14 protein-coding genes are annotated in these 14,192 nt (G+C 72.4%); 8 read left to right on the top strand and 6 right to left on the bottom strand.

Annotated elements, in window-relative coordinates:
- Positions 1-285: 285 nt before the first annotated feature.
- Positions 286-1,179, top strand: a complete 894-nt coding sequence (locus ACWDNY_RS29465) for an alpha/beta fold hydrolase (protein WP_451648864.1) — start codon at positions 286-288, stop codon at positions 1,177-1,179.
- A gap of 335 nt (positions 1,180-1,514) precedes the next feature.
- Here the strand turns inward: ACWDNY_RS29465 and ACWDNY_RS29460 are convergent, their stop codons facing one another.
- Positions 1,515-2,420: an NYN domain-containing protein gene (locus tag ACWDNY_RS29460; protein WP_451648865.1), complete on the bottom strand. Its 906-nt coding sequence runs from the start codon at positions 2,418-2,420 to the stop codon at positions 1,515-1,517.
- A gap of 221 nt (positions 2,421-2,641) precedes the next feature.
- On the opposite strand from ACWDNY_RS29460, the gene ACWDNY_RS29455 reads away from it, so the two are divergent.
- The gene (locus ACWDNY_RS29455) at positions 2,642-2,794 is read left to right on the top strand and encodes a hypothetical protein (protein ID WP_451648863.1); all 153 of its coding nucleotides are present in this window, start codon (positions 2,642-2,644) and stop codon (positions 2,792-2,794) included.
- 123 nt (positions 2,795-2,917) lie between these two features.
- On the opposite strand, the gene ACWDNY_RS29450 is transcribed toward ACWDNY_RS29455, so the two are convergent.
- From ACWDNY_RS29450 to ACWDNY_RS29440, 3 genes are all read right to left on the bottom strand, one after another.
- Positions 2,918-3,523, bottom strand: coding sequence for a MarC family protein (locus ACWDNY_RS29450; protein ID WP_451648862.1), 606 nt, complete (start codon positions 3,521-3,523; stop codon positions 2,918-2,920).
- Positions 3,524-3,926: 403 nt separating this feature from the next.
- Positions 3,927-4,784, bottom strand: coding sequence for a PHP domain-containing protein (locus tag ACWDNY_RS29445; RefSeq protein WP_451648861.1), 858 nt, complete (start codon positions 4,782-4,784; stop codon positions 3,927-3,929).
- Between the two features lie 222 nt (positions 4,785-5,006).
- Positions 5,007-5,648, bottom strand: coding sequence for a DUF6758 family protein (locus ACWDNY_RS29440; RefSeq protein ID WP_451648860.1), 642 nt, complete (start codon positions 5,646-5,648; stop codon positions 5,007-5,009).
- 332 nt (positions 5,649-5,980) lie between these two features.
- Here ACWDNY_RS29440 and ACWDNY_RS29435 point away from each other — a divergent pair, with 332 nt between their 5' ends.
- Complete coding sequence (locus tag ACWDNY_RS29435) at positions 5,981-7,234, top strand: MFS transporter (protein WP_451648859.1); 1,254 nt, start codon at positions 5,981-5,983, stop codon at positions 7,232-7,234.
- Positions 7,235-7,280: 46 nt separating this feature from the next.
- Here ACWDNY_RS29435 and ACWDNY_RS29430 read toward each other — a convergent pair whose 3' ends face one another.
- Positions 7,281-7,865 (bottom strand): suppressor of fused domain protein, encoded by a 585-nt coding sequence (locus ACWDNY_RS29430; RefSeq protein WP_451648858.1) that lies wholly within the window; start codon positions 7,863-7,865, stop codon positions 7,281-7,283.
- Between the two features lie 491 nt (positions 7,866-8,356).
- Between ACWDNY_RS29430 and ACWDNY_RS29425 the strand changes: the two genes are divergently transcribed.
- Together ACWDNY_RS29425 and ACWDNY_RS29420 are read left to right on the top strand one after the other, a co-directional pair.
- Positions 8,357-9,472, top strand: coding sequence for a magnesium and cobalt transport protein CorA (locus ACWDNY_RS29425; RefSeq protein WP_451648857.1), 1,116 nt, complete (start codon positions 8,357-8,359; stop codon positions 9,470-9,472).
- Positions 9,473-9,494: 22 nt separating this feature from the next.
- Positions 9,495-9,995: a hypothetical protein gene (locus ACWDNY_RS29420; protein ID WP_451648856.1), complete on the top strand. Its 501-nt coding sequence runs from the start codon at positions 9,495-9,497 to the stop codon at positions 9,993-9,995.
- A gap of 72 nt (positions 9,996-10,067) precedes the next feature.
- Here the strand turns inward: ACWDNY_RS29420 and ACWDNY_RS29415 are convergent, their stop codons facing one another.
- Positions 10,068-10,808 (bottom strand): hypothetical protein, encoded by a 741-nt coding sequence (locus ACWDNY_RS29415; protein WP_451648855.1) that lies wholly within the window; start codon positions 10,806-10,808, stop codon positions 10,068-10,070.
- A gap of 220 nt (positions 10,809-11,028) precedes the next feature.
- Between ACWDNY_RS29415 and ACWDNY_RS29410 the strand changes: the two genes are divergently transcribed.
- Genes ACWDNY_RS29410 through ACWDNY_RS29400 form a run of 3 tightly spaced genes read left to right on the top strand, consistent with a single transcriptional unit; the run spans position 11,029 to position 14,078 of the window.
- Positions 11,029-12,312 (top strand): magnesium transporter MgtE N-terminal domain-containing protein, encoded by a 1,284-nt coding sequence (locus ACWDNY_RS29410; RefSeq protein ID WP_451648854.1) that lies wholly within the window; start codon positions 11,029-11,031, stop codon positions 12,310-12,312.
- Positions 12,302-12,901 carry a DUF1003 domain-containing protein gene (locus ACWDNY_RS29405; RefSeq protein ID WP_451648853.1) on the top strand — a complete coding sequence of 200 codons (600 nt, stop codon included), beginning with the start codon at positions 12,302-12,304 and terminating at the stop codon, positions 12,899-12,901. The genes ACWDNY_RS29410 and ACWDNY_RS29405 overlap by 11 nt, the downstream gene beginning before the upstream one ends.
- A gap of 43 nt (positions 12,902-12,944) precedes the next feature.
- Positions 12,945-14,078, top strand: coding sequence for an Mrp/NBP35 family ATP-binding protein (locus tag ACWDNY_RS29400; protein WP_451648852.1), 1,134 nt, complete (start codon positions 12,945-12,947; stop codon positions 14,076-14,078).
- Positions 14,079-14,192 lie beyond the last annotated feature (114 nt).

Here is a 14,192-nt window from a genome sequence, read left to right as displayed (position 1 = left end):
GTACGGTGTCACCCATGCGCCCCGACACTCCCGCCGAGAACGTCGACCACACCACCGAAGCCGCCACACGCGGGACCGGGCCGTCCGGTCGTTGCCGTCGGGTCCGGTCCGGAGGCCCGGTCCTCGGTGCCTTCCCGTACCGTGACCGGCCCGGCCGCAGGCGGCAGGCGCGCGCCGTGCCGCGGGCGGCGGACGACGCAGGGACGGGCGACGGCGCGTCTGCCTCCCCCTCTCCCGGCCGCGGTCCCTCCCCGGTGCCGCCCGGACGACCGATAACCTCGGTGCATGAGCCGGCCCCCCACCTTCGTCCCGCCGCCCGGCGCCCGGGCCTACCGTCTGCGGACCGCTCGAGGAGAGTTCGCCGTGGTCGACGCGCCCGCCCACGCCCACGCGGAGCCCAGGGGCACCGCCCTGCTGCTGCCGGGGTTCACCGGCAGCAAGGAGGACTTCAACCCGCTGCACGAGCCGCTCGCGGCGCGCGGGTACCGGACGGTGGCCGTGGACGGCCGGGGGCAGTTCGAGTCGGACGGGCCCGGCGACGACGAGTCCGCCTACGCGCAGCGGGAGCTGGCCCGCGACGTGCTGGCACAGGCGGAGGCGCTGGGCACGCGCGTGCACCTGTTGGGCCACTCCCTGGGCGGGCAGATCGCGCGCGCGGCCGTGCTCCTTCACCACTCCCCGTTCGTCTCGCTCACCCTGATGGCGTCCGGACCCGCCCAGATCTCGGCTCCCCAGCAGCAGCGCGTCAAGCTGTTGCGGGACGCGCTGGCGGTGATGTCGATGGCCGAGGTGTGGGACGCCGTCCAGGCGGCGGAGCTGCCGGAGGAGGCCGACACCGGCACCGGGCCGGACGCCGGCCCCGACGACCGGCTGGACCTGCGCCGCCGCTGGCTGAACAACAGGCCCGCCCAACTGATCGCCACGGGGCGCCAGTTGTGCGTCGAGCCGGACCGGGTCCCCCAACTGGCCGCGCTGCCCCTGCCGTTCCATGTCCTGTCGGGCGCGCGCGACGACACCTGGCCGCTGCCGCTTCTCGACGACATGGCCGTACGGCTGCGGGCCGTGCGCACGGTGATCGAGGGCGCCGAGCACTCCCCCAACACCGACCAGCCCCTCGCCACCGCCCGGGCCCTGGCCAACTTCTGGGACGGCGTCACACCGGGCGGCGGCCCCGCCTGAGACCGGCGCACCGGCACGGACGCCGGCGCGGGACCCGCCCGTTCACGCCGGAGTGCCGGCCGGGCTGCGCGCCCACGCCCGAGGACGGCCGCCCAGGGCCCGTCGGAGAGGTTCCAGTGCCGCGACAGGCACTAGTGCCGCGACAGGCAACGTTCGCCCCGTCGCGACGCCCGGCACGCTCCCCCAAGCTCTCGGCTCCGCTCGAGCAGGGGGTACCCCCACTCGCCGCACCGGCCGAAAGCCCGAGTACATCCAGTACGAGGGCGTCCGGCCGGCACGCCGAGAGCACGCACCGGACGCCGCTCCTTGACGGGCAAACGTTGCCTGCCGCGGCACTAGAACTGCGTCCGCAGGTGTTCCCAGAAGCCGTCCCGCAGGGCGCGGCGCAGGTCCGCCTGGCCGCGCAGGGAGTACTGCAGGACGCCCTCGGCCTCCACGAGCAGGTCCTGGTCGACGGAGCCCGGCAGGTAGGGGTGACCGGGCAGCAGTTCCGCCAGCGCCTCCCGGCCGCGCGCGGCCAGCCACTTCGCGGCGATCTGCGCACCCACGAACCGGACGTCCTCGCGGGTCGGCCGAACCCCGGCCGCCACCTCGTAGGCGGGTGCCGTGCGCCGGGAGACGTAGGGCTTGACGAAGTCGAGGTCGAGCGTGCGCTGGCTGTCGACCTCCCACAGCAGCGCCTCCGCCTGGTTGCGGCCGTCGGGCGCCTCGATGCCCCACAGGTGGACCCGGGCACCGTAGCCCTGGGCCGCCTCCACCGCCGAGACCAGGTCCTCGTCACCGCCGAGCAGCGCCGCGTCGCTGATGGCGCGGTGCCGGGCCAGTGACTCCAGGTCGGAGCGGATGAGGGAGTCGACGCCCTTCTGCTGGTTGTTGGCGTTGAGGTTGCCCAGCCGGACCTTGACGTCCGGCAGTTCGGCGATCGACTGCTGCTCGGCGGTGTGGATGCGGCGGCGGGCGCCGTCGTACCAGTAGACGCGGAGCAGGCGGCTGTCCGCGAAGATCGTGCGGGCCTTGTCGATGAGCGCGTCGATCAGCCCCTCGGCGTCCAGGTCGAAGGCGCGGCGGTCCTCCGTGCCCGCCACCAGCCGTCCCGCCGCCGCGTACAGGTACCCGGCGTCGACGAAGATCGCGTGGGTCGAGGGCGTCTTCGCCACCTCGACGAGCATGCGTTCCAGCAGCCCGTTCGTGCGGTCGATGCGGTCGGAGAGCGCCGCCAGGTCGTCGTTCATTGCCTCCATTGTCCCGGCGCTCACAGTGTGGACACAACCGGTCCCGGGCCGCCCCTCGGCAAGTCCCTTACCGGTCAGTAATTAGCCGTTCGAAAATTTTCTTTAGCGTAGGGAATGTATGGACCGCGGATGCGGTTGCATACCTATGGAGCACGGGGCACCGACGGCCCGTGAGCCGCACACCTCAAGTAATTCTCCGCAGGAGGATGACCAGACGAAGGGAGAAGCCCATGCGCTTCGAAATCAGGCGACTCGACGAGGTCGACGGCACCACCGTGGACAGCACCGTCGTTGACGCCGCCTCCGTCAACCGGATCGTTCAGCAGGCCGCGGCAGTCGGCCAGCGGCTCTGGATCCGCCCGGCCGACACCCCGGCCTCGTAAGAAGCCGGTTTTTTCACTCACAGCACTCTTTCTCGGCAGGCCCCGTGCGGTACGACACCGCACGGGGCCTGCGCCGTGCCGGAGCCGGGTCACGGTGGGGACCCGCGCGCCGGGAGGCGGGGCTCACGCGCCGCGGACGACCTGCAGCACGCCGTTGATGATCTGCTGCACGGCGATCGCGGAGAGCATCATGCCCGCCAGCCGCGTCACCAGGACCACACCGCCGTCCTTGATGACCCGAATGACCAGCAGCGAGTACCGCATGACCAGCCACAGCACGACGTGGACGGCGAGGATCGCCGCCCATACCGACACCTGCGCGGTGACGCTGCCCGCCCTCTGCACGGCGAGGATGACGGACACGATCGCCCCGGGACCGGCGAGCAGCGGCATGCCGAGCGGGACGAGCGCGACATTGACGTCCTTGGTCTGCTGCGGCTCGTCCGACTTGCCGGTGAGCAGGTCGAGCGCGATCAGCAGGAGCAGCAGGCCGCCGGCGATCATCAGCGCCGGTACGGAGACGTGCAGGTAGTCGAGGATCTGGTGACCCAGCAGACCGAACACGGCGATGACGCCGCCGGCGACGCAGACGGCCTGGAGGGCCATCCGCCTCTGCACCTTGCCGGGGCGCCCGGCGGTCAGCGCGAGGAAGATCGGAGTGATCCCGGGCGGATCCATGATCACGAAGAGGGTGAGGAAGAGGGAGCCAAAGACGGCGACGTCGAACATGGGTGGAGAAGGCCTTGCCGGAGAAGTGACGGCGCACGCAGGCGGTACGCCGGTACGGACATGAGGGTGACGTGGTGGTGGGGCGCGGCGCGGCTCGGGCCCGCCGGTCCGGACCCCGGGCCGCGGGCCGGCGGACCGGACGGGGCGCGTGGTCCGGCGCCCCCGCCGGCCGGGGCCGCCCCCACCGGGCTGGCGGGCCCGGGCCTTCCGGACCCCGGAGGCTGCGGTCACCGGGATTCCGGCCCGCGACCGTCTCGACCTCGCCGTGGGCGGACGTCAGGCCGGGCGCGCCGGGACGTCACGCCCTTCGGACCGGGAGCCCCGGACCCACCGGTCCGGGACAGGCACCCGCCGGTCCCGGGTTCGGGCCGCGTGGTGCCGGCGCGCCGGCCGGCCCCCGGGCTCAGGCCCCGCCGGTCCCGGGCACCGGGAACGCCCCGGTCGCCCGCCGGGTGATCTCCCCGTAGACCTCGGGGTCCGTCGCGTACTCCCCGAGCGTGACGGTCTTCCGGCTGCCGTGGTAGTCGCTCGACCCGGTCGCGAGCAGCCCCAGCTCCTTCGCCAGGCCGCGCAGCCGCGCGCGCGTGTCGGGATCGTGGTCCATGTGGTCGACCTCGATGCCGTCGAGGCCGGCGGCCGCCATCTCGGCGATCGAGGACTCCGGCACCGTCCGGCCACGCTTGGCGGCCGCGGGGTGCGCGAACACGCAGACCCCGCCCGCGTTCTTGACCAGCCGGATCGCCTCGAAGGGGTCCGTCTCGTGCTTCTGCACGTGTGCCCGCCCGCCGTCGGCCAGCCAGTCGGCCGTGAAGGCGTCGCTCACGGTCGGCACGACGCCCAGCTCGACGAGGGCGGAGGCCACGTGCGGCCGGCCCACGGAACCCTCGCCGGCGATCCGTGCGACCTGCTCCCAGGTGACCGGTACGCCCAGCGCCTTGAGCTTGGCGATCATCGCCTTGGCTCGCGGCACCCGGTCGTCGCGCACCAGCTCGCGCTCGGCGAGCAGCGCGGGCTCGTCGGGGTCGAAGAGGTAGGCCAGCAGGTGCATGCTGACGCCGTCGAGACGGCAGGACAGCTCCGCACCGGTGACGAGGGTCAGCCCCTCGGGCAGCGCGGCGATCGCCTCGGCGTGGCCGCGGGTGGTGTCGTGGTCGGTCAGCGCGACCACGTCAAGACCGGCCGCGGCCGCCTTGCGCACCAGCTCGGCCGGGGTGTCCGTACCGTCGGACGCGGTGGAGTGGGTGTGCAGGTCGATGCGCACGACGCGGGCTCCAGGCGGTGACGGCACGGAAGGGGACACCCAAGGATAACGGCGTACCGGGGATGCCCTGTCACACCCGCCGGCCCACTGCGCCCCCTACAGCGGGCGGCCCGTGCACGACCCGCGCCCGCGACCGGCGAGACCCGCGGTGCGGCGCCCTGCCACCCGAAGCCCCGGTGGGCTCCCTACGCCTTCCCCCACCACGACCCCGCGACGGGGCTCCTACGGCTCCAGCAGCCGTGGCGACAGCGCCCCGCACGGCACCAGTTCCAGCTCCGCTCCCGCGTCCCGCAGATCGGCCAGCACCAGTTCGTCGTACATCAGCATCCCCGACTGCTCGGGCCACACGACCGCCCACAGCCACAGCCCGCGCGCCTCGCCGGCGAAGACAGCACGGTCGTCGGGGCTGCCGGTGACGAGCCAGAGCGGCGTCGGGCGCCCGCCGGCCAGCACCTTGACCTGGGGCGGTTTCTCGACGTCCAGGTACGGTCCCGGGTCCGGCCCCTCGATGCCCGCGTACCGCGCGCCGAGCCCCACGCCGAGTTCCTCGGCCACCAGGACCAGTTCACCCATGCCGCCGAGCGGTCCCGGACCCGAGCACGCCACGACCGTGGCGCGGCCGCCGCTGCGGTCGTCGCCGGCGGAGGTCACTCCCGTGAACAGCCAGCCGACCGGCAGGGGCCACGGCATCCACACGGGCACCTGCGCACGGCTCACGACGACACTGAGGGCCTCGACGCTGGGCGGGATCACGGGCTGCAGCGGATGCACGGTGCCGTGCACCTCGCACTGCCAGGAATCGCTGAAGAGTCCGGGAGCCCTGACCCGGCCACCGCACTTCGGGCAACTGGGTTCGCCCCTCATAGGGGTCCACGGTCCTACCCGAGATGCGCCACGTCAAGGACGATCACCCGTCCGGCGGGAGAAGCGTCCGCCCTCCGCCACACCGCCGGCCCGGAGCAGCGCACGATCCGGCCAAGGCCCGCCACCCGAGCCGCCCGAGCGCGCCCCGCCCCGCCGGCCAGGCCCGGCCCGGCCGGCAACCCGCCCCCCGTGCGACCACCCTCGATCCCGGCACCCCACCGGAACAAAATAGATGCCTCTTGCATTTATTAGCTCGGCTAACTTATTGTGTGTAAACCGCAACGATTGCCGGGGAGCCGTCCCCGGACCTTCGATCCAGAAACGGAGCAGGCATGCACACCAAGACAGGAGGGCCCGCCGGCGGCGACCCCTTCGATGCGGGCGCGGGCAGCCTCCTGCGCCAGCCCAAGGCGGTCTGGGCGACCGCCGGCGCGTCCGTGGTCGCCTTCATGGGCATCGGCCTGGTCGACCCGATCCTGCCGTCCATCGCCCAGGGCCTGCACGCCACCGCCGGCCAGGTCTCCCTGCTCTTCACCTCGTACTTCCTGATCACCGCCTTCGCGATGCTGGTGACCGGCTTCGTCTCCAGCCGCATCGGCGGCCGCAGGACGCTGCTGCTCGGACTCGCCTTCGTCGTGGTCTTCGCCGCGCTCGCGGGCACCTCCGGCTCCGTCGGCCAGCTGGTCGGGTACCGGGCCGGCTGGGGCCTCGGCAACGCGCTCTTCGTCTCCACCGCCCTCGCCGTCATCGTCGGCGCGGCGGCCGGCGGCAGCGCCGCGGCGATCCTGCTGTACGAGTCCGCCCTCGGCCTCGGCATGGCCTGCGGCCCGCTGCTCGGCGCACTGCTCGGTGACGCCAGCTGGCGCTACCCGTTCTTCGGGACCGCGTTCCTGATGGCCGTCGGCTTCCTGTGCATCACGGCGTTCCTGAGGGAGCAGCCGAAGCCGGCCCGCAAGACCTCGCTGCTCGACCCGGTCAAGGCGCTCGGCCACGGCGGACTCGCCTCGGCGGCGGTCTCGGCGTTCTTCTACAACTACACGTTCTTCACCGTGCTGGCCTTCACGCCGTTCGTGCTGAACATGAGTCCGTACAAGTCGGGAGGGGTGTTCTTCGCCTGGGGTGTGCTGCTGGCGGTCTTCTCGGTGATCGTGGCGCCACGCCTGCAGGAGAGGTTCGGCTCGCTCAAGGTGCTGGGCGGCTCGCTGGTGCTGCTGGCGGCCGACGTGGTGGTCCTCGGCTACGGCGACCACACCATCGCCGTCGTCTGCACGATCCTGTCCGGCGCCTTCATCGGCGTGAACAACACCGTCTACACCGAGCTGGCCCTCGGCGTGTCGGACGCGCCGCGCCCGGTGGCCAGCGCCGGCTACAACTTCGTGCGCTGGTTCGCCGCGGCGGCCGCGCCCTACCTCGCGCCGAAGATCGAGGAGGGGACCGACGTCCACGTCCCGTTCGTGGTGGCCGGCGTCACGGCGGTGCTCGGCGCGCTGGTCGTCCTCGTCCGGCGCCGCTCGCTCACCCACGAGGCGGAGGAGCACCGGCCGCAGCACGCCACGGAGGACGGCGTCACGGTGTTCGCCAAGTAGCCGACCGGCAACCGGGGCCCCGTTCCCGGGACTTCGGCGGGCCCGCTCACTCCAGCGGGACGGACGTGCGGGTGGGATCCCGCAGGTCCGTCCCGTTCGTCAGCCAGCGCTCCTGCAAGGCCTGGGCGCCGTGCACCCGCTTCCAGGCGGCCTCGTTCGGGGTCATCGGCAGCAGCGGCAGGAACCGCACGGGGTCCAGCGGCTCGTCCAGCGCCAGGTCCTCGACCAGGCCGCCCGGTTCGGCCACCAGGACGGAGGTGAAGGGCGCGCCGGGCCACAGCGGCTCACCCACGTCCAGCGACGCGCCCGGAGCCACCACCACCCCCTCGACCTGCGGGGACGCGGCAAGCACGGCCAGCGGGCGGAGCACCTTGCCGGTGTCGGCGCGGCCGGCCCGGACGGAGAGGACCAGCTCGGCGCGCGGCCCCCTGACGGGGTCGGCCACGACCGCAGTGGGGTCCGCCATGGGCTGGGCGGACATGCCGAGGGTGGCGTAACGGACGATGTCCCCCTCGTGGAACCGCAGGACCTCGATCCGGTCCGTGCCCAGGAAGGTGACGGCGGCACGCGCGTCCGGTTCGCCCAGTGCGGAACGCAACCGGGCCTCGACCAGAGGAAGAACATCTGCCATGCGGCGAGCATAGAACTCGTCACCGGCGGGCAAAGCTGCGCCTTGACACATCAGTCGGCTGATAGTCTTGCTCGGTGGTTTCGGGCAGCCCGCAGAAGCGGTGCGCATCGAGTCCCGACACCGATGAATTTCCCCTGTAGGGGCACCCTTTTCAGCAAGGGCGTGGATCGTCCCTCACGAGGGACCGGCCGGAGGAGGTGGGGCTGTCATGGATCGAAGTCGACCGTGCAGTACCACCCGCTCTTCCGGCCGCTGATGCACCGTTCGGGTTTTCTCCGGCTGCCGCCTCTCGCGTCCGTGTCACCACGGAAGAGCACTTCGTTTCGTTTTGCCTGATCTGTCTGATCTGTCAGTAGCGAACCCCGCTACCGCGACGGTGCGGTGCTCCCCGCTTTGTGGACGTGTCAAACACGCGGAGTCTGAACGTCCTCATTCCGGGCAGTTCCAGCCGTCGTAGCGGCCTTTCGTTGCTCGCTGCGAAGGAGCCTGCCATGTCGATGATCCGTGACCTGCGTGCCGCGGTCCGCCCCACCCGCCCGGCGCCGCGCAAGGACACCGGCACGTACGACACCACGCGCGACCCGGCGACTCCGTCGGCCGTCGTCGACTGCGCGGTCTACCGCGACGGGGCCCGCGTCCAGACGGGCGCGCCGCTCGGGCCGCACGAGGCGATGCGCCTGGTGCGGCGCGACGGGGGCTTCGTCTGGATCGGGCTGCACGAGCCGACGCAGGAGGAGTTCGCCGGTATCGCCCGTGAGTTCGGGCTGCACCCGCTGGCCGTCGAGGACGCCGTGCAGGCGCACCAGCGCCCCAAGCTGGAGCGGTACGACGATTCGCTGTTCACCGTCTTCAAGACGATCCACTACGTCGACCACGACCGGCTCACCGCCAACAGCGAGGTCGTCGAGACCGGCGAGGTCATGTGCTTCACCGGCCGGGACTTCTTCATCACCGTCCGGCACGGCGGCCAGGGGTCGCTGCGGGCACTGCGGCACCGGCTGCAGGAGGACCCGGAGCTGCTGGCCAGGGGCCCGTCGGCCGTCCTGCACGCCATCGCCGACCATGTCGTCGACGGGTACATCGCGGTCGCCGACGCCCTGCAGGACGACATCGACGAGGTGGAGACGGAGGTCTTCTCGCCGGGGCGCAAGGGCTCGCCGCGCGGCACGGACGCCGGGCGGATCTACCAACTCAAGCGCGAGATCCTGGAGTTCAAGCGGGCCGTGTCGCCGCTGCTGCGGCCCATGCAGTTGCTGAGCGAGCGTCCGATGCGGCTGATCGACCCCGACATCCAGAAGTACTTCCGGGACGTCGCCGACCACCTGGCCCGGGTGCAGGAGCAGGTCGTGGGCTTCGACGAGCTGCTGAACTCGATCCTGCAGGCCAATCTCGCGCAGGCCTCGGTGGCGCAGAACGAGGACATGCGGAAGATCACGTCGTGGGCCGCGATCATCGCCGTACCGACGATGGTGTGCGGGGTGTACGGGATGAACTTCCAGCACATGCCCGAACTGCACTGGCGGTACGGCTACCCGGTGATCATGAGCGTCACGGTGGCCATCTGCCTGGGCATCCACCGCACGCTGAAGCGGAACGGCTGGCTGTGAGCGGGCTCGTTACCCTTCTTCCATGACTAGCGAGCTGCTCGGCCAGGCCCTCGTCGAGGAGGCCACCAAGAAGTCCGGGCTCATCTGGGTCAGGGGCCCCGAGGGCCCGGCCCGCCCCCTGTGGCACGTCTGGCACGAGGGCGCGGCGTGCCTGGTCGGCGACGGGCCCGGGGAGCAGCCGCTGCCCGACCTGGCCGACGGGGCCCTGGCCGAGGTGACCGTGCGCAGCAAGGACAAGGGCGGCCGGCTGGTCGTGTGGACCGCGCGGGTCGTGGAGCTGGCGCCGGACTCCGAGGCGTGGCGGGCGGCCGTGGCCGACCTGAAGGGCAAGCGCCTCAACGCGCCCGACGGCGAGGGGATCACACAGCGGTGGGCCCGCGAGTGCCGTGTGCTGCGTCTGGAGCCGGAGGGGACGACGCGTCCGCTGCCCGAGGGCTCGCTGGCCGCGGCGCCGGTGCCGACGCCGGCGACGACCCGCCGGCCGGTCCCCGCCGGGCTGCTGAAGCGGCGCCGGCGCAGGTAGCGCGGGCTCCGGCGCAGCCCTGCCCGTGGAGGCAGCGGGGCTGCCGGTGCCGGGACTGCCGGTGCCGCCGGTTCAGGATGTCGGGAGCTGCCTGCCGTAGTCGACCGTGTCACTCTTCCCCGGCTTCTCCAGGGCGAAGTCCCTGCCCCAGTCCGAGAAGGTCAGCGTGCCCGCGCCGCCCGCGCGCACCAGGCGCAGCGGGTACGGCGTGCCCTCCAGGGAGACGTCGAGGGTGCCGCCGGACCCCTGGTCGCCCGTGAGACGGATCGTGCGCACACCGGACTGCTCGTGACGGCCGTCCGTCGCCAGCGTGCCGTGCAGCGTCAGCAGGCCGTCGAGGAGGACGCCCTTGTCCGTGAAGCCGCTGAACCTCTTGTACGCGGGGTCGTCCTGCGGCACCTTCACGTACTTGCCGTCCAGCTTGTCGGCCGCCCCGGTGTCGCCGCCGTCGGCGTGGTCCCAGAACTCGGCGTCCGCCTTCAGGTACAGCTGCGACCCGATCCGCAGCAGCCCGAAGGTCGCCCCCTGCGAGGTGACCGAGCCCGAGCCGCCGTCGGGCTTCAGACGCATGTCGATGCGGTACGTGCGGCCGTTGGTGACCACGTTCCCGGACAGGTGCACGGCGTCGGCGGTGTCCGCGGCCGCCCGGGTGCGGGACTGGATCTGCGCGGCCGGCAGCTTGCCGACGCCGTTCGTGCCGGCGTCCGGGTCCTGCCCGGCGCATCCCGTCAGCGCTGTCCCCGTGACGACCAGAGCGCACACCGCGCTCGTCAGCGCGGACCGGCGGGTACGGCCCTGGGGCATCGCAGTCACAGGTGGGGCTGCCTTTCTGACGGGTGTCCTGAGCGGCGTACGGCAGCGTACCGGGGCGGCGAAGGCCGAGCGGAGCCAGATCGTCCGGACCGCCCACCAGGGCATACCGGAACAGGACGGGCTAGCCTGAAGCCCACCTCAGCGGGCAATCGGGAAACGACACCCACGACACACGACAGGCACCAAAGGCACCACGGAACACACCGAAGGAGGCGCGGCCATGGCAGCGGGCACCCCCCGCATCTTCGTCTCCCATCTAGCCGGCGTCGCCGTCTTCGATCCGTCGGGCGACCAGGTGGGGCGCGTGCGCGACCTCGTCGTCATGCTGCGCGTCGGACGCCGGCCGCCCCGCCTGCTCGGACTGGTGGTCGAACTCGCCACCCGGCGCCGTATCTTCCTGCCCATGACCCGGGTGACCAGCGTCGAGTCGGGCCAGATCATCACCACGGGCGTGCTCAACGTCCGGCGCTTCGAGCAGCGGCCCACCGAGCGGCTCGTCTTCGGCGAACTGTTCGACCGGCGGGTGACGCTGGTGGAGACGGGCGAGGAGGTGACGGTGCTGGACGTGTCGGTGCAGCAGCTGCCCGCCCGCCGTGACTGGGAGATCGACCGCGTCTTCGTGCGCAAGGGCCGCAAGGGCGGCGCCTTGCGGCGTGCCGGGGGCGAGACGCTGACGGTGGAGTGGTCCGCGGTCACCGGTTTCTCCCTGGAGGAGCACGGCCAGGGGGCGGAGAACCTGCTCGCCACCTTCGAGCAGCTGCGCCCCGCCGACCTCGCCAACGTGCTGCACCATCTGTCCCCCAAGCGGCGCGCCGAGGTCGCCGCCGCCCTCGACGACGACCGGCTGGCCGACGTCCTGGAGGAGCTGCCCGAGGACGACCAGATCGAGATCCTCGGCAAGCTGCAGGAGGAGCGCGCCGCCCATGTCCTCGAGGCGATGGACCCCGACGACGCGGCCGACCTGCTCGGCGAGCTGCCGGAGGAGGACAAGGAGCGCCTGCTGAGCCTGATGCAGCCCTCCGACGCGGCCGACATGCGCCGCCTGATGTCGTACGAGGAGCACACGGCGGGCGGTCTGATGACGACGGAGCCGATCGTGCTGCGTCCGGACGCCACGGTCGCCGACGCCCTGGCCTGCGTCCGCAACCCCGACCTCTCCCCCTCGCTCGCCGCCCAGGTCTACGTCTGCCGCCCGCCCGACGAGACACCGACCGGCAAGTACCTGGGCACGGTGCACTTCCAGCGCCTGCTGCGCGACCCGCCGTACACCCTCGTCAGCTCCCTGGTCGACCAGGAGCTGCAGCCGCTCGCGCCGGGCGCCGAGCTGCCGGTCGTCGCGGGGTTCTTCGCCACGTACGACATGGTCGCCGCGCCCGTGGTCGACGAGGCCGGGTCGCTGCTCGGCGCGGTCACGGTGGACGACGTCCTGGACCACATGCTGCCCGACGACTGGCGGGAGACGGAGTTCCACCTGGACGAGGGGGCGGATACCGATGGCTCCTGAGCGCGAGGGCACCCGCGAGCGCCAGCCGGCGGGGGCCACGGCCGCGCACCGGCCGCGGGCGGCCCGGCTGGACCAGCCGGGCCCGCGCCGGCGCCGGCTGCTGCCCGAGTACGACCCGGAGGCCTTCGGACGGCTGTCGGAACGCATCGCGCGGTTCCTGGGGACCGGGCGGTTCATCGTCTGGATGACGTTCGTGATCATCGCGTGGCTGACGTGGAACCTGACCGCGCCGCCCCCTCTGCGCTTCGACCCGTACCCGTTCATCTTCCTCACGCTGATGCTGTCCCTGCAGGCCTCCTACGCCGCCCCGCTCATCCTGCTGGCGCAGAACCGGCAGGACGACCGCGACCGGGTCAACCTGGAGCAGGACCGCAGGCAGAACGAGCGGTCGATCGCCGACACGGAGTACCTGACCCGGGAGATCGCCGCGCTGCGCATGGGCCTCGGCGAGGTCGCGACCCGGGACTGGATCCGCTCGGAACTGCAGGACCTGGTCAAGGAGCTGGACGAACTGCGGGTCGACGGCCATCGCCCGGCCGGAGTATTCCCGGCCGGACACCCGCGCGGACGTGACGCGGACGACCACTGACGGGGGTCCCGGCGCCACCGCCCGGCGCCGTACCATCGTCCCTATGGTTACGGAAGACGCGGTGCGCGAAGCGCTGGCGACGGTTGACGACCCCGAGATCCACCGGCCCATCACCGAACTGGGGATGGTCAAATCGGTCGACATCGGCGCGGACGGTGCGGTCGCGGTCACCGTGTACCTGACGGTCTCCGGCTGCCCGATGCGCGAGACGATCACGCAGCGGGTGACCGGCGCGGTCTCACGTGTCGAGGGCGTCACCCGTGTCGAGGTCGCGCTGGACGTGATGAGCGACGAGCAGCGCCGGGAGCTGGCGGCCGCGCTGCGCGGCGGCCAGGCCGAGCGCGAGGTCCCCTTCGCCAGGCCGGGCAGCCTGACCCGCGTGTACGCGGTGGCCTCCGGCAAGGGCGGCGTCGGCAAGTCGTCGGTGACGGTGAACCTGGCGGCGGCGATGGCGGCGGACGGCCTGAAGGTCGGTGTCGTGGACGCCGACATCTACGGCCACAGCGTGCCGCGCATGCTGGGCGCCGACGGCCGGCCCACCCAGGTCGAGAACATGATCATGCCGCCGTCCGCGAACGGCGTGAAGGTCATCTCCATCGGCATGTTCACCCCCGGCAACGCGCCGGTGGTCTGGCGCGGCCCGATGCTCCACCGCGCGCTGCAGCAGTTCCTGGCGGACGTGTACTGGGGCGACCTGGACGTCCTGCTGCTCGACCTCCCGCCGGGCACGGGTGACATCGCGATCTCCGTCGCGCAGCTCATCCCGAACGCGGAGATCCTGGTCGTCACGACGCCTCAGCAGGCGGCGGCCGAGGTGGCCGAGCGGGCCGGCTCCATCGCCGTGCAGACCCACCAGAAGATCGTCGGCGTGGTCGAGAACATGTCCGGCCTGCCCTGCCCGCACTGCGGCGAGATGGTCGACGTCTTCGGCACGGGCGGCGGCCAGAGGGTCGCCGACGGCCTGACGCGCACCACCGGTGCGACGGTGCCGGTGCTCGGCTCCATCCCGATCGACGTCCGCCTGCGTGAGGGCGGTGACGAGGGCAAGCCGGTCGTCCTGACGGACCCGGAGTCCGCGGCGGGCTCGGCCCTGCGGGCGATCGCGGGCAAGCTCGGCGGGCGGCAGCGGGGCCTTGCGGGGCTGTCGCTGGGCATCACGCCGAGGAACAAGTTCTGACACCGCCACGACGAGGGGGCCGGCGGCCGCGCTGGGCCGCGTGCAGCAGCACGCCGAGCAGCGCACCGACGACCGCGCCGAAGATCAGCCCGTACAGGGCGAGGAGCACACCGG

Source organism: Streptomyces sp. NPDC003697, from assembly GCF_053587115.1.
The sequence above is the reverse complement of the archived record's forward strand: the minus strand, read 5'-3'. Positions and strand labels throughout refer to the sequence as shown.